At 72.7% G+C, this 24065-nt stretch carries 21 protein-coding genes; 12 read left to right on the forward strand and 9 right to left on the reverse strand.

Annotated features, from left to right (window positions below; all coding sequences use genetic code 11):
• Window positions 1-18: 18 nt before the first annotated feature.
• The 7 genes from VR894_RS13665 to VR894_RS13695 all read left to right on the forward strand — a co-directional run bounded on the left by VR894_RS13665 (window position 19) and on the right by VR894_RS13695 (window position 7026).
• Window positions 19-1290 carry an extracellular solute-binding protein gene (locus tag VR894_RS13665; protein ID WP_324652407.1) on the forward strand — a complete coding sequence of 424 codons (1272 nt, stop codon included), beginning with the start codon at window positions 19-21 and terminating at the stop codon, window positions 1288-1290.
• Window positions 1287-2270, forward strand: a complete 984-nt coding sequence (locus VR894_RS13670) for a sugar ABC transporter permease (protein ID WP_324652408.1) — start codon at window positions 1287-1289, stop codon at window positions 2268-2270. The genes VR894_RS13665 and VR894_RS13670 overlap by 4 nt, the downstream gene beginning before the upstream one ends.
• A gap of 1 nt (window position 2271) precedes the next feature.
• Window positions 2272-3123, forward strand: coding sequence for a carbohydrate ABC transporter permease (locus VR894_RS13675; protein ID WP_324652409.1), 852 nt, complete (start codon window positions 2272-2274; stop codon window positions 3121-3123).
• Between the two features lie 39 nt (window positions 3124-3162).
• Window positions 3163-4428 carry a sn-glycerol-3-phosphate ABC transporter ATP-binding protein UgpC gene (locus VR894_RS13680; protein WP_324652410.1) on the forward strand — a complete coding sequence of 422 codons (1266 nt, stop codon included), beginning with the start codon at window positions 3163-3165 and terminating at the stop codon, window positions 4426-4428.
• Between the two features lie 222 nt (window positions 4429-4650).
• On the forward strand, window positions 4651-5193 hold the full coding sequence (ectA, locus tag VR894_RS13685; RefSeq protein WP_324652411.1) for a diaminobutyrate acetyltransferase: 543 nt from the start codon (window positions 4651-4653) through the stop codon (window positions 5191-5193).
• Between the two features lie 85 nt (window positions 5194-5278).
• Window positions 5279-6526 (forward strand): diaminobutyrate--2-oxoglutarate transaminase, encoded by a 1248-nt coding sequence (gene ectB / locus VR894_RS13690; protein WP_324652412.1) that lies wholly within the window; start codon window positions 5279-5281, stop codon window positions 6524-6526.
• A gap of 110 nt (window positions 6527-6636) precedes the next feature.
• Window positions 6637-7026 carry an ectoine synthase gene (locus VR894_RS13695; protein WP_324652413.1) on the forward strand — a complete coding sequence of 130 codons (390 nt, stop codon included), beginning with the start codon at window positions 6637-6639 and terminating at the stop codon, window positions 7024-7026.
• 74 nt (window positions 7027-7100) lie between these two features.
• On the opposite strand, the gene VR894_RS13700 is transcribed toward VR894_RS13695, so the two are convergent.
• The 5 genes from VR894_RS13700 to VR894_RS13720 all read right to left on the reverse strand — a co-directional run bounded on the left by VR894_RS13700 (window position 7101) and on the right by VR894_RS13720 (window position 12411).
• Entirely contained in the window at window positions 7101-8666 is a 1566-nt protein-coding gene (locus VR894_RS13700) for a leucyl aminopeptidase family protein (RefSeq protein WP_324652414.1), read from the reverse strand.
• A gap of 7 nt (window positions 8667-8673) precedes the next feature.
• Entirely contained in the window at window positions 8674-8841 is a 168-nt protein-coding gene (locus VR894_RS13705; RefSeq protein ID WP_139071077.1) for a DUF3117 domain-containing protein, read from the reverse strand.
• Window positions 8842-9014: 173 nt separating this feature from the next.
• Window positions 9015-9881: a TIGR00730 family Rossman fold protein gene (locus VR894_RS13710; protein WP_324652415.1), complete on the reverse strand. Its 867-nt coding sequence runs from the start codon at window positions 9879-9881 to the stop codon at window positions 9015-9017.
• Window positions 9878-10996 carry a succinyl-diaminopimelate desuccinylase gene (gene dapE, locus VR894_RS13715; protein WP_324652416.1) on the reverse strand — a complete coding sequence of 373 codons (1119 nt, stop codon included), beginning with the start codon at window positions 10994-10996 and terminating at the stop codon, window positions 9878-9880. The genes VR894_RS13710 and dapE overlap by 4 nt, the downstream gene beginning before the upstream one ends.
• Before the next feature lie 11 nt (window positions 10997-11007).
• A complete protein-coding gene (locus VR894_RS13720) occupies window positions 11008-12411 on the reverse strand; it encodes an NAD(P)H-quinone dehydrogenase (protein ID WP_324652661.1) in 1404 nt (467 codons plus the stop codon).
• Window positions 12412-12580: 169 nt separating this feature from the next.
• Here VR894_RS13720 and VR894_RS13725 point away from each other — a divergent pair, with 169 nt between their 5' ends.
• Together VR894_RS13725 and VR894_RS13730 are read left to right on the forward strand one after the other, a co-directional pair.
• The gene (locus VR894_RS13725; protein WP_324652417.1) at window positions 12581-13420 is read left to right on the forward strand and encodes a purine-nucleoside phosphorylase; all 840 of its coding nucleotides are present in this window, start codon (window positions 12581-12583) and stop codon (window positions 13418-13420) included.
• Between the two features lie 31 nt (window positions 13421-13451).
• Window positions 13452-15149: a phospho-sugar mutase gene (locus VR894_RS13730; protein WP_324652418.1), complete on the forward strand. Its 1698-nt coding sequence runs from the start codon at window positions 13452-13454 to the stop codon at window positions 15147-15149.
• Window positions 15150-15266: 117 nt separating this feature from the next.
• Here the strand turns inward: VR894_RS13730 and xylA are convergent, their stop codons facing one another.
• Together xylA and VR894_RS13740 are read right to left on the reverse strand one after the other, a co-directional pair.
• Window positions 15267-16448, reverse strand: a complete 1182-nt coding sequence (xylA, locus tag VR894_RS13735) for a xylose isomerase (protein WP_324652419.1) — start codon at window positions 16446-16448, stop codon at window positions 15267-15269.
• A 62-nt stretch (window positions 16449-16510) separates the two neighbouring features.
• Complete coding sequence (locus VR894_RS13740) at window positions 16511-17725, reverse strand: ROK family transcriptional regulator (RefSeq protein ID WP_324652420.1); 1215 nt, start codon at window positions 17723-17725, stop codon at window positions 16511-16513.
• A gap of 71 nt (window positions 17726-17796) precedes the next feature.
• On the opposite strand from VR894_RS13740, the gene xylB reads away from it, so the two are divergent.
• Window positions 17797-19245, forward strand: a complete 1449-nt coding sequence (gene xylB / locus VR894_RS13745) for a xylulokinase (RefSeq protein WP_324652421.1) — start codon at window positions 17797-17799, stop codon at window positions 19243-19245.
• Window positions 19246-19296: 51 nt separating this feature from the next.
• Here the strand turns inward: xylB and VR894_RS13750 are convergent, their stop codons facing one another.
• Together VR894_RS13750 and VR894_RS13755 are read right to left on the reverse strand one after the other, a co-directional pair.
• Window positions 19297-19920, reverse strand: a complete 624-nt coding sequence (locus VR894_RS13750; protein WP_324652422.1) for a disulfide bond formation protein DsbA — start codon at window positions 19918-19920, stop codon at window positions 19297-19299.
• Window positions 19921-20002: 82 nt separating this feature from the next.
• Window positions 20003-20428: a glutaredoxin family protein gene (locus VR894_RS13755; protein ID WP_324652423.1), complete on the reverse strand. Its 426-nt coding sequence runs from the start codon at window positions 20426-20428 to the stop codon at window positions 20003-20005.
• Between the two features lie 159 nt (window positions 20429-20587).
• Here VR894_RS13755 and pepN point away from each other — a divergent pair, with 159 nt between their 5' ends.
• Both pepN and folP read left to right on the forward strand, forming a co-directional pair.
• Window positions 20588-23176 (forward strand): aminopeptidase N, encoded by a 2589-nt coding sequence (pepN, locus tag VR894_RS13760; protein ID WP_324652425.1) that lies wholly within the window; start codon window positions 20588-20590, stop codon window positions 23174-23176.
• Window positions 23173-24063 (forward strand): dihydropteroate synthase, encoded by an 891-nt coding sequence (gene folP, locus VR894_RS13765; RefSeq protein WP_324652426.1) that lies wholly within the window; start codon window positions 23173-23175, stop codon window positions 24061-24063. Before pepN ends, folP begins: the two co-directional genes overlap by 4 nt.
• The last annotated feature ends 2 nt before the right edge of the window (window positions 24064-24065 follow it).

Below are 24065 nucleotides of genomic sequence, written 5' to 3' on the forward strand. Positions count from 1 at the left end.
CAACCGGGGAGGACCCTCGTGCGACGACGCTCGACACTGACAGTCGGACTGGCGCTCGCGCTGAGCACTGGCCTCGTCGCCTGCTCCGCGGAGTCCGGTCCGCCGACCCTCACCTGGTACACGATCCCCGACGGCGGCGGCGCCCAGGTGGAGATGGCCCGCAACTGCACGGAGGAGTCCGACGGGGCCTACCGCGTGGAGATCTCCCTGCTGCCCAACGACGCCGCCAGCCAGCGTGAGCAGCTGGCCCGCCGCCTGGCCGCGGAGGACTCCTCGATCGACATCATGAGCGTCGACCCGCCCTTCATCCCCGAGCTCTCCGAGCCCGGCTTCCTCGCCCCGGTGCCGGAGGAGCTCGTCGAGACGTTCACGGGCGACGTCGTCCAGGGCGCGGTCGACTCGGCGACGTGGGACGGCGAGGTGGTCGCCGCCCCGTACCTGAGCAACACGATGCTCCTCTGGTACCGCAAGTCGGTCGCGGAGGAGGCGGGGCTCGACATGAGCCAGCCGGTCACCTGGGAGCAGCTCATCGAGGCCGCCCGGGACACCGGCACCTACCTCGGCGTCCAGGGCACCAAGGCGGAGTCGCTGACCGTGTGGGTCAACGCGCTTGTCGCCTCCCAGGGCGAGGAGATCCTGCCCAACCCCGAGGTCCCCGCCGACGAGCTCGAGGTCAACCTCGACAGCGAGGCCGGTCAGCAGGCAGCGGAGATCATGTCGACCATCGCCTCCGAGGGCCTCGGCGGACCGGGGATGCCCACGGAGAACGAGGACGCCTCGGTCGGTGAGTTCCTCGGGGACAACGGCTCGTTCATGGTCAACTGGCCCTTCGCCTGGCCGGCCGCCAACGAGACCGCCCCCGACGTCGTCGAGGACATCGGCTGGGCCCGCTACCCGCGGGTGGACCCCGACACCCCCAGCGCCCCGCCGGTCGGCGGCCTGAACATGGCGGTGGGTGCGTTCACCGAGCACCCGGACCTCGCGTGGGACGCCGTCGAGTGCCTGCGCAGCCCGGACCACCAGGCGCTGTTCGTCGAGCGCAGCGGCAACGTGCCGGTCAACGCCGAGGTGTACGACCGCCCCGAGATCCAGGAGGCGTACCCGATGGCGGACCTCCTCCGCGAGTCCCTCGAGGAGGCGGCGCCCCGCCCGCAGACGCCCTACTACAACGAGGTCTCCATCGGCCTGCAGGAGACGTGGTACCCCATGTCCGACATCGACCCGGAGCGCAGTCCCGAGGTCGCCACCGACCTCATCACCGGGGTCCTTCGAGGGGAGCGGTTGCTGTGAGCTCGACAGCCCCGGACGGGCAGGTCGTCGCCGACGCCGCCCGGGAGGGAACTCCCCCGAACCACCCGGGACGGCGCCGCCGCCGTACCGACCGCGCGCGGGCGGAGGCGCGCCTGGGCTGGATGCTCGCCGGCCCGGCGTTCGTCATCATGCTCGCGGTCACCGTCTACCCGATCGTCCAGGCGTTCATCGACTCGCTGTTCAGCTACCGGCTGACCGACCCCGAGGCGCGCGAGTTCGTCGGCCTCGCCAACTACGGCGTCGTCCTCAGCGACGTCCAGTTCTGGATCTCCATGCTCGTCACGGTGTTCATCACCGTCGTCACGGTGCTGCTCGAGCTCGTCCTCGGCTTCGCGCTCGCCATGGTGATGCACCGCGCCATCCGGCAGCTGCGCGGCATGCTGCGCACCGCGATCCTCATCCCCTACGGGATCATCACCGTGGTCTCGGCCTTCGCGTGGTTCTACGCCTTCGACATCAACTCCGGCTACGTCAACAACTGGCTGTCGTGGATCCCCGGCTTCAACGAGGACCTCAACTGGTTCGCCGGGACCGGCACCTCACTCTTCGTCATCATCGCCTCGGAGGTGTGGAAGACGACGCCGTTCATCTCCCTCCTCCTCCTCGCCGGACTGGCACAGGTCTCCGGGGACTACGAGGAGGCCGCCAAGGTGGACGGCGCCAAACCGTGGCAGGTGCTCCGCAAGGTCATCCTGCCGAACATGAAGGCCGCGATCATGGTCGCCGTCCTGTTCCGCGCGCTGGACGCCTTCCGCATCTTCGACAACATCTTCATCATGACCGGCGGGGCGAACAACACCCGCGCCCTGTCGCTCCTCGCCTACAACACCTCGATCGGCAGGCTGGAGATCGGCATGGGCTCGGCGATCTCGGTCCTGCTGTTCCTGTGCGTCATCGGGATCGCCATCGGCACGGTCAAGGGCTTCAAGGTGGACCTGGCCCGAACGGGAGGGCAATGACATGGGTCGTGCACTGAGCGGCAAGCAGCGCCTGGCCTGGGTGCTCATCACGATCGTCGTCCTCGTGTGGGCGCTGTTCCCCGTGCTCTCCATTCTCATGACGTCGCTCAAGAAGCCCTCCGACGTCGACTCCGGGACGTTCCTGCCGCCGGAGTGGTCCCTGGAGAACTACGGGACCATCCTGCTGCCGAGCGGCGCGGCCCAGGACCTCTTCCTCAGCGCGCTGCGCAACTCCGTGGGCATCACGCTGATCGCCACGTTCATCGCCGTCATCCTGGCCACCTTCGCCGCCTACGCCATCGCCCGGCTCGACTTCCCCGGACGTCGCCTCATCCTCATCACGTCGCTCGCGGTGTCGATCTTCCCGGTCATCTCCATCGTCACGCCGCTGTTCAACCTGTGGCGCTCGATCGGGCTGTACGACACGTGGCCGGGCCTCATCATCCCCTACCTGTCCCTCACGCTGCCCATCTCGATCTGGACGCTCTCGGCGTTCTTCCAGCAGATCCCCTGGGAGCTGGAGCAGGCGGCCCAGGTGGACGGTGCGACACCGTTCCAGGCCTTCCGCAAGGCCGTCGTGCCGCTCGCCGCCCCCGGCGTGTTCACCACCGGGATCATCGCGTTCTTCATCGCGTGGAACGACTTCGTGTACGGCATCTCGCTCACCTCCACCGAGGCGGCCCGGCCGGTGCCCGCGGCGCTGGCGTTCTTCACCGGGGCGTCCCAGTTCGAGGAGCCCACCGGGTCGATCTCCGCCGCGGCGATCGTCGTGACCGTCCCGGTGATCATCGTCGTCGTGCTCTTCCAGCGGCGCATCGTCTCCGGCCTCACCCAGGGCGCCGTCAAGGGCTGAGCCCGCCAGCACCCGCCTCGACCCGAAGGAGAAGTCCAGATGGCGTCCATCACTCTCAACCAGCTCGTGAAGACCTACCCCGACGGCTTCACCGCGATCAAGGGCGTGGACCTCGACATCGCCGACGGCGAGTTCGTCATCCTCGTCGGCCCGTCGGGGTGCGGGAAGTCCACGCTGCTGCGGATGATCGTCGGGCTCGAGGACATCACCGACGGCGAGCTCCGCATCGGCGACGAGGTGGTCAACGACAAGGCGCCGCGCGACCGTGACCTCGCCATGGTCTTCCAGAACTACGCGCTCTACCCCCACCTCACGGTCTACGAGAACATCGCCTTCCCGCTGCGCCTCAACAAGGGGCAGTTCAGCGACGAGGAGATCGAGCAGAAGGTGCGCCGCGCCTCGGCGCTGCTGGAGCTCGACGAGCACCTGGAGCGCAAGCCCGCCAACCTCTCCGGTGGTCAGCGGCAGCGCGTCGCCATGGGGCGTGCCATCGTCCGCGAGGCCAAGGCCTTCCTCTTCGACGAGCCGCTGTCGAACCTGGACGCAAAGCTCCGCGGACAGATGCGCACCGAGATCGCCCGCCTGCAGCGCAACCTGGCGACGACGACGGTCTACGTCACCCACGACCAGACCGAGGCGATGACCCTCGGCGACCGCGTCGCCGTGCTGCGCCGGGGCGAGCTGCAGCAGGTGGCCAGCCCCCGCGGCCTGTACGACCAGCCGCTCAACCTCTTCGTCGCCGGCTTCATCGGCTCGCCACCGATGAACTTCCTGCCCGGGATCGTCGAGGGGGACGTCCTGCGCCTCCCGGTGGTCGACGTGCCGATGGACGACCGGTTGCGCACCGCCGTCGGGGACCGCGAGATCGTCATCGTCGGGATCCGCCCCGACGCCTTCGAGGACGTCGACACCCTCGAGGGCGACCGGGTCCGCAGCGGGGTGACCTTCGAGGTGGACGTCGACGTCACGGAGTGGCTCGGCGAGGTGCTCTACGCGTACATCCCGTTCGAGACCCACGAGGCCGTCAAGGACCAGCTCGAGGAGCTCGACCGTGAGCTCGACGGCGAGGGCATGCGCTCCCAGCTCATCATCGCCCTCGACGCCGCGAGTGCGGTCCGCCCCGGGGAGCCCGCCGAGCTCTGGTTCGACCCGGCGTCCATGCACGTGTTCGACCCGGAGTCCGGGGACAACCTCACCCGCAGCGAGGAGCGCGCGTCCACGCTCGAGGACGAGGCCCGTGACGCGCGGCAGCGCGCCCTCGAGCGGGCGAGGCGGCGCGCGGAGCGCGAGTCCGCCCCTGCCTGAGCCGTCGGATCGACCGTGGCCCAGGTCACGATCACCCAGATCGTCTCAGCATACGGACGCAATTCACGGCCCCCGAAACCACCCGCGAGTCAGGCCGACCTTCTCGCGCGGTGGCAACCGATACCGCGGGTCGCTCCCCTGCCCGCCACCCGGGCGGACGGTCGTGTCCGGCCCGTTCACGGGTGTCGGACGACGCCAGATCTCGTTAACGTGTCACGACGTATGCCCCCGACGACATCAGCGACACCCCGCGCCCTGTCCGACTCCGAGCCGGCCACCGGGCCGGCCACCCGGCCGCACATCGCCGTGCGGCCTGCCACGCTCGAGGACGGCGGCCACATGTGGCGCCTCGCCCGTGACTCCGGCGCGCTGGACCTCAACACCTCCTACGCCTACCTGCTCTTTGCCCGCGACTTCTCCCGCACCTGCCGGGTAGCCGTCGTCGACGGCGAGGTCGCGGGCTTCGTCCTCGGCTACCGGCGGCCCGACGCACCGGACACGCTGTTCGTGTGGCAGGTGGCCGTGGACCCGGCGCAGCGCGGACGGCAGCTCGCCGGGCGCCTGCTCGCCGACGTCAGCGCCGGCGTCCGCTTCGTCGAGGCGTCCATCACCGCGGACAACGCCGCCTCCCAGCGGCTCTTCGAGCGCTTCGCGCAGGAGCGCGGGGTCGCCCTGGAGCGCGCCGACTTCTTCTCCTCCACCGATTTCCCCGACGCCGGCCACGAGACCGAAGGGCTGGTGAGGATCGGTCCGCTTGACCGCTAGCCACCGCCCCACGTCCACCCCTGCCCGGGAAACACCAAAGACGGCCGCCCCTGCGGCCACCACTGATGAAAGGGACACCTCCCCCATGACCACCTCCGAGCTGGAGTCCCAGGTCCGCAGCTACTCGCGGTCCTGGCCCACCGTCTTCGACCGCGCCACGGGCGCCACGATGTACGACACGGACGGTCGCGCCTACCTCGACTTCTTCGCCGGGGCGGGAGCCCTGAACTACGGGCACAACCACCCCGAGCTGAAGAAGGTCGTCCTCGACTACCTCGCGAGCGACCGGGTCGTGCACTCCCTCGACATGTTCACCCCGGCGCGCGAGGACTTCCTCACGACCTTCCACGACACCGTCCTGGCGCCCCGCGGCCTGGACCACAAGGTGATCTTCCCCGGCCCCGGCGGCGCCAACGCCGTCGAGGCGGCGCTCAAGCTCGCCCGCAAGGTGACCGGCCGGGAGGCCGTCGTCAACTTCACCAACGGCTTCCACGGCATGACCCTGGGCGCCCTGTCGGTCACGGGCAACGCGATGAAGCGTGGCGGCGCAGGCATCCCGCTCGTCCACGCCACCCCGATGCCGTACGACGACTACTTCGACGGCGACATCCCCGACTTCCTCTACCTCGAGCGGCTGCTCACCGACGCGGGCGGCGGCATGAACGAGCCCGCCGCGGTCATCGTCGAGTCCGTCCAGGGCGAGGGCGGGATGAACACCGCACGCGCCGAGTGGCTGCGCGGCCTGTCCGACCTGTGCAAGCGCCACGGCATCCTGCTCATCGTCGACGACATCCAGATGGGCTGCGGCCGCACCGGAAGCTTCTTCAGCTTCGAGGAGGCCGGGATCGTCCCGGACATCATCACGCTGTCGAAGTCGATCAGCGGCTTCGGTCTGCCGATGGCCCTCACCCTCGTGCGTCCCGAGCTGGACATCTGGGAGCCGGGCGAGCACAACGGGACCTTCCGCGGCATCGGCCCGGCGTTCGCCACGGCCGCCGAGGCGATCCGCCGGTTCTGGTCCGACGACACGCTGGAGCGCAGCACCATCGCCAAGGGGCTGCAGATCGAGGCCCGCTTCAACGCGCTCGTTGCCCGGTACCCCGACCACGGGCTCGTCGCCAAGGGCCGGGGCATGGCCCGCGGTCTGCAGTTCGGCTCCGGTGACCTCGCCGGCGCCGTGTGCGCGGAGGCCTTCGACCGCGGCCTCCTCGTGGAGACGTCCGGACCCGACAGCGAGGTCGTCAAGCTGCTGCCTCCGCTGACGCTCACCGACGAGGAGCTCGACCGCGGGCTCACGATCATCGAGGAGTCGGTCGCCGTCGTCCTCGGCTGACCTCTTGTCGCTGACCCCGGCCGGGGAGCACAATCCGGCCGGGGTCAGCCCTGTACCACCGCACCACCGCCCGGCCGTCCGACGGCACACCCCGACGAAAGAGACCACTCATGATCGTGCGCAAGATCAGCGACCTCGACGACACCGAGTTCGACATCCAGACCCCGAACTGGCGCTCCAAGCGCATCATCCTCGCCCGCGACAAGGTCGGCTTCTCGCTCCACGAGACGACGCTGTACGCCGGCACGGAGAACGAGTTCTGGTACGCCAACCACATCGAGGCCGTCTTCATCGTCGAGGGCGAGGGGACGATCACCGACCTCGGCACCGGTGAGACCCACGAGCTCGCCCCCGGCTCGATGTACCTGCTCAACGAGCACGACAAGCACGTCGTCCGGCCCCGGACGCAGATCCGGACCGTCTGCGTGTTCAACCCGCCGGTGACCGGCCGGGAGGTCCACGACGAGAACGGGGTCTACCCCCTCGTCGTCGAGGACTGACCCCCTCCCCGGGGTAACGCCGAGAGCGGAGTTGTTGCACGCAACAACTCCGCTCTCGGCGTTACGGGGACGGGCTACGTGAGGTCGGCGAGCCAGCGGAGCAGAATGCGGGCGCCGTACCCGGTGGGACCCTCGGGGATCTCGTCGCGCGCCTTGGTCGCGCGCCCCGCCCCCGCGATGTCCAGGTGCGCCCACGGGGTGTCCCCCGCGAAGTGCTGGAGGAACAGCGCCGCCGTGATCGACCCGCCCATCACGTGCGGGTCGCGGGACTGGTGGGAGATGTCGGCGACCGATGAGTCGAGACCCGCCCGGTAGGACTCCACGAGCGGGAGCCGCCAGGCCCGCTCGCCACTGTGCTCACCGGCAGCCTCCAGGGCGGCGGCGAGGGCGTCGTCGGTGCTGTAGAGCCCGGCGTGGGTCCGTCCCAGGCCGAGGGTGACGGCACCGGTGAGGGTCGCGACGTCGACGAGGACGTCGGGACGTTCCGTGTCCCGGACCCAGGCCATGGCGTCGGCGAGGACCATCCGGCCCTCGGCGTCGGTGTTCGACACCTCGATGGTCGTGCCGTCGTACGCCCGCACGACGTCGCCAGGACGGTAGGAGCTCGCGCCCACGGCGTTCTCGGCCAGTGCGAGCACACCGACGACCCGGTGCGGGAGCTGGAGCTCCGCGGCGGCGAGGACCGTCGCGAGTACCGCCGCGGCGCCCGCCATGTCGGTCTTCATCCCGACCATGGCGTCGCGCGGCTTGATGGAGATGCCACCGGTGTCGAACGTGATGCCCTTGCCGACGAGCGCGACCGTGCGGCCGCTGCCGCGCGACGAGGGTGCGTAGGTGACGGTGACCAGCCGGGGCGGGGTGGCCGAGGCCGACCCGACGGCCAGCAGTGCGCCCATCCCCTGCCGACGGATCCACGCGTCGTCGTGCACCTCGACGGAGACGCCGGGGAGCCCGGCGGCCAGCGCGAGCGCCTGCTCGGCCAGCCACTGCGGGGTCTTGACGTCGGAGGGTGTGGCAGCGAGGAACCGGGCCCGTACCGTGGCGGTGGCCGCGGTGCGGGTGGCGGCGATCGCGTCGTCGTCGCCGTCGTTGCCGAGGAGGACGAGGCGGGACGCGGCCGGTGTGCCGGGACGGGTGGACTGCCCGCGCCACGGCCCGCGGTAGGCGGTGAGCCAGAAGCCCTCGAGGAGGGCCGCGAGGCCGGTGCGCCCGGCGAGCGTGCCCACCGTCGTCACGACGGTGCCGAGCCCGACCGTCGCCCGGCAGAGGGCGGAGCCGACCTTGCGCATGGCGGCAGGGCCGGCGTCACCGACGCCGAGGACGACGAGCCGGCCGGGCAGGTCTCCCCAGCCGAAGTCCCGCCCGGGGAGCGGCCGCGGGAGGTCGAGGACGGCCGACTCGCCGGCCTTGCCGCTCAGCCGGTGGCGGGCGGCGAGGTCGACGAGGTCGATGCCGTAGCGCGCGGCGACGTCCGCCGCACCCGGCCGCGGGTCGATCCCGTCCTCACCGGGTCCGGGGGGCGCGACCGCGACGACGACCGCGTCGGCCTGCGCCAGCCAGTGCTGGTCACCGGCGAAGGTCCCGGCCGCGCCGTGGACCTCGGGCAGCTCGATGAGGCCGAGCTCACTCAGGGACGCCATGCGGTGGTCAGGAGGCGACGGCGCTGAGGGCCTCGCTGAGCTCGCCGGCCTCGGCGGGCGTCAGCTCGACGACGAGGCGGCCGCCGCCCTCGAGAGGAACACGCATGACGATGCCGCGTCCCTCCTTCGTGACCTCCATCGGCCCGTCCCCGGTCCTCGGCTTCATCGCAGCCATGTGGCACCCCATTCCAGTTCGATGTCGTGCCGCTTGGTCCGCGACACACCAGGGCTAGTCTAGTCCACCGCCCGGACGTGCGGTGGGGCCCCGAGCGGCAACTGCGCAGGTCGGGGCGCTGCGGGCACCGGTGCACCCCCGTCCCGAAAGCGGGCTCGGGGCGCTGCCGGCGGTCACTCGGCGGCCCCCGCCGCTTCCTCCGCGGTCCGCTCCCGCGACTCGGCCTCGTCCCGCATGAGGGCCAGGTGCCCCTGGACGCGCTCGACCGCCTCCTCCGCGGTGTCGACCACCTGGATGAGGTCGAGGTCGACCGCCGAGATCGTCCCGGCGTCGACCATCGTCGTGCGCACCCAGTCGAGCAGGCCGCCCCAGTACTCGCTGCCGACGAGGACGATCGGGAAGGAGCGGACCTTGCCCGTCTGGACGAGGGTCAGCGCCTCCCACAGCTCGTCCATCGTCCCGAAGCCGCCGGGCAGCACGATGAAGCCGAGCGCGTACTTGACGAACATCGTCTTGCGGGCGAAGAAGTACCGGAAGTTGACCCCGAGGTCCACCCACTCGTTCATGCCCTGCTCGAAGGGCAGCTCGATGCCGAGGCCGACGGACACGCCCTTCGCCTCGCACGCACCCTTGTTCGCCGCCTCCATGACGCCGGGCCCGCCGCCGGTGATGACGGCGTAGCCGGCCTCCACGAGCCGGCGGCCGACCTCCTCGCCCATGCGGTACGCGGCGGAGTCGGGGCCGCTGCGCGCGGAGCCGAAGACGCTGATGGCCGGACCGAGCTCGGCGAGCGCCCCGAACCCCTCGACGAACTCGCTCTGGATGCGCATGACGCGCCACGGGTCGGAGTGCACCCACTCCGCGTCCCCGTCCTTGGCCAGGAGCCGCTCGTCGGAGGTCTCCTCGGGGATCTGGGCGCCGCGCAGGCTGACCGGGCCCTTGCGGTAGACGTCGGCGTCGCGCCCGTCGCGGACGTGCGGCGGCCCACCGGCGGCGCCTGCGGACTGGGCGTGGCCGTTCTTGTTGTAGGACCGGGTCATGGAGCTCCTTCGGTGAGCCAGGCCTCCAGTGCGGTGGCGCAGGCGCGGATCTGGTCGGTGGGGCAGTGCTCGTCGTCGGCGTGGGCGAGGGACGGGTCCCCGGGCCCGAAGTTGACGGCAGGGACGCCGAGCGCCGCGAAGCGGGCCACGTCCGTCCACCCGTACTTCGGTGCCGGCCCGCCGCCGGTGACGGCGGTGACGGCGGTGATGAAGTCCGCGACCCCGGGGGCGTCGAGGCCCGGCCTGGCCCCGGCCGCGCCGTCGAGGACGGTGACGTCGTAGCCGGCGAACACCTCCCGGACGTGGGCCTCGGCCTCGGCGAGCGACCGCGACGGCGCGAAGCGGTAGTTGACCGTGACCTCGCACGCGTCGGGCACGACGTTGCCGGCGATGCCCCCCGTGATGCCGACCGCACTGAGCCCCTCGCGGTAGACGAGGCCGTCGACCTCGACGGCCCGCGGCTCGTACCCGGCCAGGCGGGTGAGGACAGGGGCGGCGAGGTGGATCGCGTTGACCCCGCGCCAGGCCCGCGCGGAGTGGGCGGCGCGCCCCGTCGTCGTGACGGAGACCCGCAGGGTGCCGTTGCAGCCGCCCTCGATGCCGCCGTTGCTCGGCTCGCCGAGCACGGCGAAGTCGGCGGTGAGCCACTCGGGGTGGGTGGCCGCGAGACGGCCGAGGCCGTTGCGGTCGGCCTCGACCTCCTCGTTGTCGTAGCAGACCCAGGTGACGTCCCAGGCGGGGTCGGTGAGACGGGCGGCGAGGTGCAGGGCGACGGCCACGCCGCCGAGCATGTCGACGCTGCCCCGCCCCCACAGCACCTCTCGCCCGTCGACCTGACGCAGCTCGCTGGGGAGGTTGCCCTGGACCGGCACGGTGTCGATGTGCCCGGCCACCACGGCCCTGCGTGCCCTGCCCAGGTGCGTGCGCGCGACGACGGCGTCCCCGTCCCGCAGCACCTCGAGGTGCCCCAGCGGCGCGAGCGCCGCCTCGATGGCGTCCGCCAGCGGCCCCTCGTCACCGGACACCGACGGGATGTCGCACAGCGCCCGCGTGAGGTCCACGACGTCGGCGGTGCGCAGGTCCGGCAGCGTCACGGCGCCCGTCGGCCGGGTCATGTGCACCTCCCTCACCGCCCCGTCTGGTGCAGCGTGCGGGCGGCCTCGGCGATCGACCCGCTGAGCGAGGGGTAGATCGTGTAGACGTTGGCGAGCTGGTCGACCGTGATCCGCTGGGTGACGGCCACGGCGAGCGGGAAGATGAGCTCGCTCGCACGCGGCGCGACGACGACACCGCCGATGACCGCGCCCGAGTGCCGGTCGGCCATGACCTTGACGAAGCCCTCGCGGATGCCGAGCATCTTCGCCCGCGGGTTGCGGGCCAGCGGCAGCTGGGTGACGACGGCGTCGACCTCACCGTCCTGCACCTCACGCTCGGTGACCCCGATGGTGGCGATCTCCGGCGCGGTGAAGATGTTCGCGGTGACGGCGTCGAGGTCGAGCGGGGAGACGGCGTCGCCCAGCGCGTGCCACATCGCCACCCGGCCCTGCATGGCGGCGACCGACGCGAGGGGCAGCACCCCGGTGCAGTCACCGGCGGCGTAGACGCGCACCGCCGTCGTCCGGGAGACCCGGTCGACCCGGATGTGGCCGCGCTCGGTGACCGCCACACCGACGTCCTCGAGCCCGAGCCCGTCGGTGTTGGGGACGCCGCCGACGGCGAGCAGGCAGTGGGAGGCGGGGATGACCCGGCCGTCGGTGAGCGTGACCGCGACGCCCGTGTCCGTGCGGTGCACGGCCGCGGCCCGCGAGCGGGAGAGCACGGTCATCCCGCGGCGGCGGAAGACCGTCTCGATGAGCTCGGCGGCGTCCTCGTCCTCACCGGGGAGCACGCGGTCGCGGCTGGACACGAGGGTGACGGGGACGCCGAGGCCGTTGTAGGCGCTGGCGAACTCGGCGCCGGTCACGCCCGAGCCGACGACGACGAGGTGCTCGGGCAGCTCGGTGAGGTTGTACATCTGGGCCCAGGTGAGGATGCGCTCGCCGTCGGGCTGCGCGTCGGGCAGCACCCGGGGGTGGGCGCCGGTGGCCAGGAGCACGATCTCTGCGACGAGCTCCTCCTCGCCGTCGTCCGTCGTCACGTGGACGGGGCGGGTCCCGTCGCTGCGGAGGTCACCGGCCAGCCGGCCGGTGCCGTCGACGACCCGGATGCCCTCCCGCTCCAGCCGGGCGCGGATGTCGTGGGACTGGCGCCCGGCCAGGTCGAGCACGCGGCGGTTGACCGCCGCCATGTCCACGGAGGTGCCCTCCGCGCCGCCGCGGATCCCGAGCTCGGCGGCGTCGTTGCTCGTCGTCATCCACTCGGCGGTCGCGATGAGCGTCTTGGACGGGACGACGTCGGTGAGCACGGCGGCCCCGCCCATGCCCTGGCACTCGACCACGCAGACCCGGGCGCCGAGCTGCGCGGCCACGAGGGCGGCCTCGTAGCCCCCGGGACCCCCGCCGATGATGACCACGCGGCTGCCGGCGCGCACCGGCGACTGACCGGCGGCCTCCTGGGTGCGGCGCCCCTCGGCGGGGGCGGGCGGCTCGGGGCGGTCCCCGGCGGGCTGGTGCTCGTCGGTCGTTGTGGTCACAGGTGGCATTGTGCCGCCTTTGTCCCGCGCCGTGCCCGCCCACACGCGCGGGCGGTAACGTCAGGGCATGGTCTCCCCCGTCGACGCACCGGATCCGCACGCGCCGTTCGCGCTGGCCCAGCAGGCCGCCGAGCGCCTGGCCGAGCTCACCGGCGTGGTTCGGCACGACGTCGCGCTCGTGCTCGGCTCCGGCTGGGGAGGTGCCGCCGACCTCCTCGGGGACACGGTCGCCGAGATCCCGGCCGAGCAGGTCCCCGGCTTCCACAAGCCGGTGGTCGCGGGCCACGGCGCCTCGATCCGCTCCGTCCGCATCGACGGCGACGACGGCGCACCGGACCGGTACGCGCTCGTCCTCGGGTCACGCACCCACTACTACGAGTCGCGGGACACGCGGGCCGTCGCCCACGGGGTGCGCACCGCGGCCGCCGCGGGCGTCCAGCGGCTCGTGCTCACCAACGGCTGCGGGGGCCTGGACCCGGCGCTGGTGCCGGGGACGCCCGTCCTCATCTCCGACCACATCAACCTCACCGGGGCGTCACCGCTCGAGGGTGCGACGTTCGTCGACCTCACCGACCTGTACTCCGCGCGGCTGCGTGCCGTCGCGCGCGAGGTCGACCCCACCCTCACCGAGGGCGTCTACGTCCAGCTGCCCGGGCCGCACTACGAGACCCCGGCCGAGGTCCGGATGACCGCGCTGCTCGGCGGCACGCTCGTCGGCATGTCGACGGCACTGGAGGCCATTGCGGCCCGGCACGTCGGCCTGGAGATCCTCGGCCTCTCGCTCGTCACCAACCACGCGGCCGGCATCAGCCCCGACCCCCTCTCCCACGAGGAGGTCATCGCGGCGGGCCGCGAGGCCGGCCCGCGCATCTCCGGTCTGCTGGCGCAGATCGTCCGCCGCATCTAGCACGCCTGTCGCATCGAGGAAGGATCACACAATGGACGTCGAGGTCATCCGGCGCTGGATCGCCGAGGACCCGGACCCGCGGACCGCGAACGAGCTCGGCATGCTCCTCGAGCGCGCCACCAGCGGCGGGCCACAGGCGGACGAGGCGCGCGCGGACCTGGAGGACCGCTTCTCCGGTCCCCTCGCCTTCGGGACCGCCGGGCTGCGCGGAGCGGTCGGCGGCGGACCCAACCGGATGAACCGCGCCGTCGTCATCCGGACCACCGCGGGACTGGCCGCGTGGCTCACCGAGCGGCTCGCCGGTGTCGCCCCACGCGTCGTCGTCGGCTACGACGCGCGCCACGGCTCGGAGCGCTTCGCCCAGGACGTCGCCGCCGTCGTCACGGGTGCGGGCGGGGAGGCGATGCTGCTGCCGGAGCCGGGACCCACGCCGGTCCTCGCCTACGCCGTGCGCTCACTCGGCGCCGACGCCGGTGTCATGGTCACCGCCTCGCACAACCCGAAGGAGGACAACGGCTACAAGGTCTACCTCGGCGGGCGGGTCGTCACCGACTCGGGACAGGGCGCCCAGCTCGTCTCACCGGCAGACGCGGAGATCGCCGCCCACATCGACGCCGCCCCGTCCGCCTCGGCCGTCCCGCTCCCCGCCGACGGCTGGCAGGTGCTCGACGGCACGATCACCGAGGACTACATCGCCCGCGTCGCGTCCCTCGTGCCCCACGGCTACGCCCGCAGCCTGCGCATCGTCTACACCCCGCTCCACGGGGTCGGCGCGAAGGTCGCCGTCGCCGCCCTCGACCGCGCCGGGTTCCCCGACGTCCGTGTCGTCGCCGAGCAGGCGGAGCCCGACCCCGACTTCCCGACGGTCGCGTTCCCGAACCCCGAGGAGCCCGGGGCACTCGACCTCGCCTACGTGCTCGCACGGCAGGAGGACGCCGACCTCATCATCGCCAACGACCCCGACGCCGACCGCTGCTCGGTGGCCGTACGTGACACCGCCGCGGCGCAGGGCTGGCGCCAGCTCACCGGCGACGAGGTCGGCGCGCTGCTGGGCAAGCAGGCCGCGATCACCGCGGCCGTCGCCGGCCGGGGGGTCCTCGCCAGCTCGGTGGTCTCCTCGCGGCTGCTCGAGCGGATCGCGGCCTCGCACGGCCTGGAGCACCGCACGACGCTCACCGGCTTCAAGTGGATCAGCCGCGTCCCCGGCCTCGTCTTCGGCTACGAGGAGGCACTGGGCTACTGCGTCGACCCGGAGGCCGTGCGCGACAAGGACGGCATCAGCGCCGCCGTGCGGGTCGCGCTGCTCGCGTCCCAGCTCGTCGACAAGGGGCTCACGCTCTCCGACGCGCTGGACGAGCTCGCCCTCCAGTACGGGCTGCACGCCACGGCCCCGCTCACGCTGCGGGTGTCGGACCTGTCGGTCATCCCGCAGGCGATGGAGCGGCTGCGGGAGCAGGGACCGTCGTCGCTCGCGGGCTCCCCGGTCGTCCGGACCATCGACCTCAGCGCGGGCGAGGACGGGCTGCCACCGACCGAGGGCCTGGTGTACCTCACCGCCCGCGGGGACCGGGCCGTCGTGCGGCCCAGCGGCACGGAGCCGAAGCTCAAGTGCTACCTCGAGGTCATCGAGCCGGTCACCGAGGCCGACCGGCTGCCCGCCACGCGCAGGGCGGCCGCGGAGCGCCTCGAGCGCATCCGCTCCGAGCTCGGCGCCCTCATCGGCCTCTGACCCACCCCGCCCGCCCCCCCTCGTTCACGCCGAGAGCGGAGTTGTTTCAGCAACAACTCCGCTCTCGGCGTGAATGTGCGAGGGGTCGGCCTCCGCTTTCGGGTGACGTTTGAGGGGTCAGCCGATGAGGTGCTCCATGGCGAGCTGGTTGAGGCGCACGAAGCGGTACTCGCGCGCGGCGGCGGCGTCGACGTCGAAGTCCTCGAAGGTGCTGCGGTCGGCGAGGAAGCCCTCGAGCGACTCGCCGTCGGCCAGCGTGGGCTGGGACAGCTCGAGCACGCCGGACTCCTCGAAGGCCTCCTGGACGCGCGGGTCGGCGCGGTAGGCCGTGGCCTTCTCGGCGAGCATGAGGTACATCGCCATGTTCGCCTCGGCCGAGTCCCACACGCCCTGCATGTGCTCGGTGCGCGAGGGCTTGTAGTCGAAGTGGCGGGGGCCCTCGTAGCGGGGGCCACCGCCCGGGAAGCCGTTCTCGAGGAGGTCGACGGTGAAGAAGGCGGAGAGCAGGTCGCCGTGACCGAAGACGAGGTCCTGGTCGTACTTGATGGACCGCTGGCCGTTGAGGTCGATGTGGAAGAGCTTGCCCGACCACAGCGCCTGCGCGAGGGCGTGGGTGTAGTTGAGGCCCGCCATCTGCTCGTGCCCGGTCTCGGGGTTGAGACCGACGATGTCGCCGTGCTCGAGCTCGGCGATGAAGCCGAGCGCGTGGCCCACCGTGGGCAGGAGGATGTCGCCGCGGGGCTCGTTCGGCTTGGGCTCCAGCGCGATGCGCAGGTCGTAGCCCTTGTCCTTGATGTAGCCGGCGACGGTGTCGATGCCCTCGCGGTAGCGGTCCAGCGCCGCGTTGACGTCCTTGACGCCGTCGTACTCGCTGCCCTCTCGCCCGCCCCACATGACGAAGGTGGTGGCGCCGAGCTCGGCGGCGAGGTCGACGTTGCGCAGCACCTTGCGCAGGCCGAAGCGGCGGACCGAGCGGTCGTTGGCGGTGAAGCCGCCGTCCTTGAAGATCGGGTGGCTGAAGGTGTTGGTCGTGACCATCTCGATGGTCAGGCCGGCGTCGTCCGTGGCCTGCTTGAAGCGGGTGAGGATGCGCTCACGCTCGGCGTCGTCGGCGCCGAAGGGGACGACGTCGTCGTCGTGGAAGGTGATGCCCCAGGCGCCGAGCTCGCCGAGCTTGGTGGCGTACTCCCAGGGGTCGAGCACGGGGCGGCTGGCTCCGCCGAACTGGTCCTGGGCGGGCCAGCCGACGGTCCACAGGCCGAAGGAGAAGCGGTCGTCGGGGGTGGGCTTGCGAACCATGGTGACTCCTCGTCGAGCGGGTTTTGTTTCGTAGCGCAATTTTATGGCGACGGCGGGGGCTGTCAAGCCACCGGGAGCCACGCGCTCGGCGCGGCGACGACGTCCCCGAGGGCAGCGTAAGCGCTACCCGTGAGCGCCGGCTCGCCGGCGAGGCCGGGCCGGATCGCGACGTCGAGCCACGGCGAGGCGAGCACGCGCCGGTGCAGCTCTCCCTCCAGGGAGTGCCGCAGGAGCGGGAGCAGGGAGATGAACTGCCCGCCGAGGACGACGTCGTCGACGTCGAGGAGGTTGACGACGTTCGCCAGCGCCACCCCGAGAGCCCGCCCCGCCCGCTCGACCGCATCCCGTGCCGGCCCGGCGGCCCTGGCAGCGTCGACGAGCGCGCGGACCGGGGAGTCGGCGTCCAGGCCGGCCGCCGCCAGCAGCGCGTCGCGGCCGGCGTACTGCTCGAGGCAGCCGGTGGCGCCACAGGTGCACCGCGGGCCGGCCGGGTCGACGAGCGTGTGCCCGATCTCCCCCGCCCAGCCGTGCCGGCCGCACACCGGCACACCGTCGACGACGGAGGACCCGCCGATGCCGATGTCCGCCGACACGTAGTAGAACGTGCGGCTGCCCGCGGGCCTGCCCGGCGCCTCGAGGGCGTGGGCCAGCGCGGCCAGGTCGGCCTCGTTCCCGACGACGAGGGGAGCTCCGAGGGCGAGGTACCCGCCCGGCTCGACCTCGCGCCAGCCGAGGTTGGGCGCCCGCAGCACCCGTCCGCCCGAGTCGACGAGGCCCGGGACGGCGAGCCGCGCCCCGACGAGCGCGGACCAGCGACCGGCGCTCGCATCGAGCAGGTCCCTGGCGAGGTGGCCGAGGCGGCCGAGCACCTGCGCGGGGTCGCTCCCCTCGAGGTGCTCGGGCACGACCAGCTCGGCGAGCACCGCGCCGCTGAGGTCGACGAGCCGTGCGCCGAGGTAGCGCGGAGAGACCTCCAGCCCCAGGCCGGCCAGGGTGCCCCGCGCGGGCGTCAGCGGGGTCGCCGGCCGCCCGCGGCCCACGATCTGGGGCGGGAGCTCGCGCAGCACCCCACCGGCGAGGAGCTCGTCGACGAGTCTCGAGACGGTGGACCGGGTGAGCCCGCTTGCAGCGGCGATCGCAGCCCGGGAGACTGGCTCCGCGGCGGCGAAGGCGAGCGTCGTCACCACGGAGAGGTTCTGGTCGCGCAGGGAGGCCTGCCCGACACCTGCGGTGAGGGGCGCGAGCGAGTCGCGGCGCGTGTCGTCGGCGGCCGTCATGTCTTGACCATACCGACCGAGGGCTGGTTAAGGTTTACGAGATAACAATCTCGTCCCGAAGAGGTGGCGTCATGTCCTCCCCGTCCTCCCGCCGGCTCGTCGCCGGGATCGACAGCTCGACCCAGTCCTGCAAGGTCGTCGTCAGGGACGCCGACACCGGTGAGCTCGTCCGTTCCGGGCAGGCGAAGCACCCGGACGGCACCGAGGTCGACCCCGAGGCGTGGTGGCAGGCACTGCAGAAGGCGCTCGCCCAGGCCGGCGGCCTGGGCGACGTCGCGGCCGTCGCCGTCGGCGGCCAGCAGCACGGGCTCGTCGCCCTGGACGAGGCCGGCGCGGTCATCCGTCCGGCCCTCCTGTGGAACGACACCCGCTCCGCGCAGGCCGCCGCCGACCTGGTCGCGGAGCTCGGCGAGGGCGACGTCGTGGCCGGCCGGCGCGCGTGGGTCGAGGCCATCGGGTCGGTTCCGGTCGCGTCGCTCACCGTGGCCAAGCTGCGCTGGCTCGCCGACCACGAGCCGGACAACGCGGCGCGGCTCGCGGCCGTCGCGCTGCCTCACGACTGGCTGACCTGGCGCCTCGCCGGCACCGGGGTGCTGGAGGACCTCGCGACCGACCGGTCGGACGCGTCGGGCACCGGCTACTTCGACCCGGCCGGGAACACCTACCGCCGCGACCTGCTCGACCGCGCCCTGCGCCGTGCGGCCGACGTCGTGCTGCCCCGCGTGCTCGGCCCCTCCGCCTCCGCCGGTCAGGTCGACGGGACGGGTGCACTGCTCGGCCCCGGGGCGGGCGACAACGCCGCCGCGGCGCTCGGGGTGGGCATGGGCCCGGGTCACGTCACCATCTCGCTGGGCACCTCCGGCGTCGTCTCCGCCGTCGCCACCGACCCGGTGCGCGACCCGAGCGGCCTCGTCACCGGCTTCGCGGACGCCACGGGCAACTTCCTGCCGATGGCCACGACGCTCAACGCCTCGCGCGTGCTCGACGCGACCGCCCGGCTCCTGGGCGTCGACCACGCCGGTCTCAGCGAGCTCGCCCTGGCCGCCCCGCCGGGCGCCGGAGGGCTCGTGCACGTCCCGTACCTCGACGGCGAGCGCACCCCCAACCTGCCGGACGCGACCGGGTCCCTGCGCGGGATGACCCGGGACTCGATGACCCGGGAGAACCTGGCGCGGGCCGCCGTCGAGGGCATGCTGTGCCATCTCGCCGAGGGCATGGCGGCGGTGCAGGCGCAGGGTGTCGAGGTCCGACGGATCAGCCTCATCGGCGGCGCGGCCCGCTCGGAGGCGGTCCAGCGCATCGCGCCGGCCGTCCTCGGGCAGGACGTCGAGCTTCCCGAGCCGGGCGAGTACGTCGCCGACGGTGCTGCCCGGCAGGCGGCGTGGGTGCTCGCCGGGTCCGAGGAGCCGCCGTCGTGGGCGACGGGCGCGACCCGCACGCTCACGGCCGAGCCCACCCCCGAGGTCCTCGAGCGCTACCGCGCCGAGGCCGCCCGCGTCCTCGAGGAGCTCACCGGCTGACGGTCCCGCTCCCGGCGCGCGACCCTGTGCGCGCCGGGAGCGGGGCGCTGGTCAGTCGAAGACCGGGCCCTGCGTGCGGGTGCGCTTGAGCTCGAAGAAGCCGGGCGTCCCGGCGACGAGGACGCAGCCGTCCCACAGCCTGCCGGCGGCCTCCCCTTTGGGCGCGGGGGTGATGACGGGTCCGAAGAACGCGACGTCGTTGAAGGCGACGACTGGGGTGCCGACGTCCTCGCCCACCTTGGAGATCCCCTCCCGGTGGGAGGCGCGCAGCGAGTCGTCGAGCTCGTCGGAGGTCGTGTAGCGCACGAGCTCCTCCGGCAGGTCGACCTCGGCGAGCGCCTCGGTGAACACCGAGACGTCCCCGGTGTCCCGCCCGCCCGGGTGGTAGCGGGTGCCGAGGGCGTCGTACAGCGGCTTGACGACGTCCTGGCCGTGCAGCTCGCGGGCCGCGTTGACGAGGCGTGCCGGGCCCCAGGCCTTGGTCATCGACCTGCGGTAGCCCTCGGGGAGGTCGCGCCCCTCGTTGAGCACGGAGAGCGACATGACGTGCCACCGCACGGTCACCGGCCGGACCTGCTCGACCTCACCCATCCACCGCGACGTCATCCACGCCCACGGGCAGGTCGGGTCGAACCAGAAGTCCGCGACGTCCCTGGTGGTCCTGTCCTCGCTCATGTACTCCTCCTCGGTCTGGGTACGCCGGCGTCCGCGCGCCGCCTCGTGCAGCCTAAGCCGCGGGCGGCGCGTGACGCCGCCGCTACCGGGCCGTGAGCAGGGCACGGACGTGCGCCGGGTCCGGGTTGGTCAGTGCCCGGCCGTCGACCACGACCGTCGGGACGGTCTCGTTCCCCTCGTTGACGCTCCGGACGAAGGCCGCGGCCTCGGCGTCGCGCCAGATGTCCACCCAGGTCGCGCGGTGCCCGGCGCGGCCGAGCCGAGCCCTGAGCCGTGCGCAGAAGACGCATCCCGGGCGCCAGTACACGACGACCCCCCACTCGCCCGGCGGCCGCTCCATGACCTGCGCGTGCCGCGCGCCTCCCCCGCCCTGCCACGGGCCGAGCCACCACGTGAGGGCCAGCCCCACCAGGCCGTAGACCGCGGCTGCCGCGACGCCGCCGTCCGCCAGGGCGTCGACGACGAGGAGGACGGTGCCGCCGAGCATCGGGAGCCAGAGCCAGCGCATGCCCACCAGCATGGCACCGGGCGGGGCCTGCCGGACGGGCCCCCGCCGGTGAACGACCAGGCTCTCGCCGGCAGGGGAATCGACGTGTGTCCGCCGTGACCGGCGTGGCAGGATCGAGGCGGCCCCACCCGGCCGATCACCACCGCCGAAGGAGAGACCGTGCCCGGAGAGAACCTCACCCGCCAGGAGGCCGAGGAGCGGGCCGCGCTCGTCGCCGTCGAGTCCTACGACGTCGACCTCGACCTCACCCGCGGGACACGGGTCTTCGCCTCCCGCACGATGATCACCTTCACCGCCGAGCCGGGCGCGAGCACGTTCGTCGACCTCATCGCCGACGCCGTCCACGAGATCGAGCTCAACGGCCGCCAGGTGGACCCCCGGGCGTGGGACGGCGCGCGCATCGCCGTCGACGGGCTCGCCGAGCGCAACGAGCTGCTCGTCGTGGCGGACGCCCGCTACATGCACACCGGTGAGGGGCTGCACCGCTTCGTCGACCCGGTCGACGAGGAGGTCTACCTCTACAGCCAGTTCGAGGTCGCCGACTCGCGCCGGGTCTTCGCGGTCTTCGAGCAGCCCGACCTCAAGGCCAGCTTCCGCTTCACCGTGCGGGCCCCGGAGCACTGGACCGTCGTGTCCAACTCCCCCACCCCGGAGCCGCAGCCCGTCGCGGGCGAACCGGGCGCGGCCGTCTGGACCTTCTCGCCCACGCCGCGGATCTCCAGCTACGTCACCGCCGTCGTCGCCGGGCCCTACCACCGGGTCGGCGGGGAGCTCACCAGCTCCGACGGCCGGACGATCCCGCTGGGCGTGTACTGCCGCGCGTCGCTCGCCGAGCACCTCGACGCCGAGAACATCATGGACACCACCCGGTCCGGCTTCGCCTTCTTCGAGGAGGCCTTCGACCGTCCCTACCCGTTCGAGAAGTACGACCAGCTCTTCGTCCCGGAGTTCAACGCCGGCGCGATGGAGAACGCCGGCGCGGTGACCTTCCTGGAGAACTACGTCTTCCGCTCCAAGGTGCCCGAGGCGACGCGCGAGCGGCGGGTCGTGACGATCCTGCACGAGCTCGCCCACATGTGGTTCGGCGACCTCGTGACGATGCGCTGGTGGAACGACCTGTGGCTCAACGAGTCCTTCGCCGAGTTCATGTCCACCCTCGCCACCGCCGAGGCCACCGAGTGGAGCGACGCGTGGACGACCTTCTCCTCGCTGGAGAAGTCCTGGGCCTACCGGCAGGACCAGCTGCCCTCGACGCACCCGATCGTCGCGGAGATCCGTGACCTCGAGGACGTCGAGGTCAACTTCGACGGCATCACCTACGCGAAGGGCGCCTCGGTGCTCAAGCAGCTCGTCGCGTGGGTCGGCCGCGACGCGTTCCTCGCCGGGGTGCGCCGGTACTTCGCCACCCACGAGTGGGGCAACACCGAGCTGCGGGACCTGCTCACCGAGCTCGAGGCGACGAGCGGCCGTGACCTGTCGGCGTGGTCGCGGGTGTGGCTGGAGGAGGCCGGCCTCACCCTGCTGCGACCGGAGGTCGCCACCGACGACGACGGCGTCATCACCTCCTTCGCCGTCACCCAGGAGGTGCCCGCCGAGCACCCGGTCCAGCGCCCGCACCGCCTCGTCGTCGGCGGGTACGACGTCGTCGAGCGCGACGGCACCACCCGCCTCGAGCGCACCGTCCGCGTGGAGACCGACGTCGACGGCGAGCGCACCGAGATCCCCGAGCTCGTCGGGCGGCGGCGGCCCGACCTCCTCCTCGTCAACGACGAGGACCTCGCCTACGCCAAGGTGCGGCTGGACGAGCAGTCCCTGCGGACCGCCGTCGCGCACCTCGCCGACTTCGAGGACTCCCTCACCCGTTCCCTCGTGTGGGGCGCCGCGTGGGACATGACCCGCGACGGCGAGCTCCCTGCCCGCGAGTACATCGAGCTCGTCCTCGGCAACGTCGCGTCCCAGACCGACTCGACCGTGCTGCTCGTCCTCCTGCGCCAGCTCAGCCTCGCGCTGCGCGCCTACACCGCCCCGGAGACTCGCCGCGAGCTCACACCCCGCGTCGTCGACCGGCTGTGGGAGCTCGCCCGCACGGCCGCGCCGGGCTCCGACGCGCAGCTCCAGCTCGTGCGGGCCTTCGCCGACGAGGCGGCGACCGACGAGCAGCTCGACACCGTCGCCGGGCTGCTCGGGGGCAGCTCCACGCTCGAGGGCCTCGAGGTCGACACCGACCTGCGCTGGGCCCTCCTCACGGCACTCGCCGCGGGCGGGCGCGCCGGTGAGGAGCAGATCGCGGAGGAGTCGCGGCGCGACGCGACGGCGGCGGGCCGACAGGCGGGCGCGCGCGCCGGGGCCATCATCCCCACCCGGGAGGCCAAGGAGAGCGTGTGGCAGTCGGTCGTCGAGGACGAGCGGCTGCCCAACGCCCTGCAGGACGCCGTCATCAGCGGCTTCGCCGACGTCCACGACCGCTCGCTGCTCGTGCCCTTCGTCGACCGCTACTTCGACTCCCTCGAGCGCGTGTGGCGTGAGCGGACCAACGAGATGGCCCAGAACATCGTCACCGGCCTGTACCCCTTCGCGCTGGCCGGCCTCGCCGACGAGCACGGGGTGGACGTGCTGGCCCGGACCGACGAGTGGCTCGCGGCGCACCCCGAAGCCCCCGCCGGCCTCGTGCGCCTGGTGACCGAGGACCGTGACGCGGTCCGCCGGGCCCTGGCCGCGCAGGACACCGACCGCGCGGCACGGCAGTGACACCGGCGCTCCCCGCGCTGCTCGCCGCCCGCCGCACGGTCGGACGCCGGGAGTTCGACTTCTCCCGGCAGGTCGCCGTCATGGCGATCGTCAACCGGACGCCGGACTCCTTCTGGGACCGGGGGGCGACCTTCGCCCTCGACCGCGCCGTCTCCGCCGCCCTCGCGGCCGTCGACGACGGCGCGGACTGGGTCGACGTCGGAGGGGTGCCGTTCTCCCCGGACACCCCCGAGGTCTCCGTCGCCGAGGAGAGCGACCGGGTCGTCCCGCTCGTCGCGGCGATCGCCGAGCGCAGCGACGTCGTCATCTCCGTCGACACGACCCGCGCGCCGGTCGCCGCCGCGGCGATCGCGGCCGGGGCCAGCGTCGTCAACGACACGAACGGGGTCCGGGACCCCGCGATGGTCGAGCTGCTGAGCGAGGGGCGGGCCGCTGTCGTCGTCACCCACTCCCTCGCCGCCCCGCACACGCACCTCCCGAGCCCACGCTACGGGGACGTCGTCGGCGAGGTCGCGACGTTCCTGCGCGAGCGGGTCGACGCGCTCACGGCGGCGGGCATCCCGGCCGACCGGCTGTTCATCGACCCCGGCCCCGACCTCAACAAGAACACCGCGCACACGCTCGAGCTGCTGCGCCGGCTGCCCGAGATCACCTCGATCGGGCTGCCGGTGCTCGCGGCCGTGTCGAACAAGGACTTCATCGGCGAGACGCTCGACCGTCCGCCCGGCGACCGCCTGCCGGGGTCGCTGGCCGCCACCACGCTCGCCGTCGCTGCGGGCGCACGGGTGGTCCGCACCCACCAGGTGGCCGCGACGGTCGACGCCGTCCGGCTCACCGAGGCCGTGCTCGGCCTGCGCGAACCGGCCTACCTGCGGCACAACGTCTGAGG

Origin of the sequence: Georgenia sp. H159 (genome assembly GCF_035607575.1) — a bacterium.
Taxonomy (GTDB): Bacteria; Actinomycetota; Actinomycetes; order Actinomycetales; family Actinomycetaceae; genus Oceanitalea.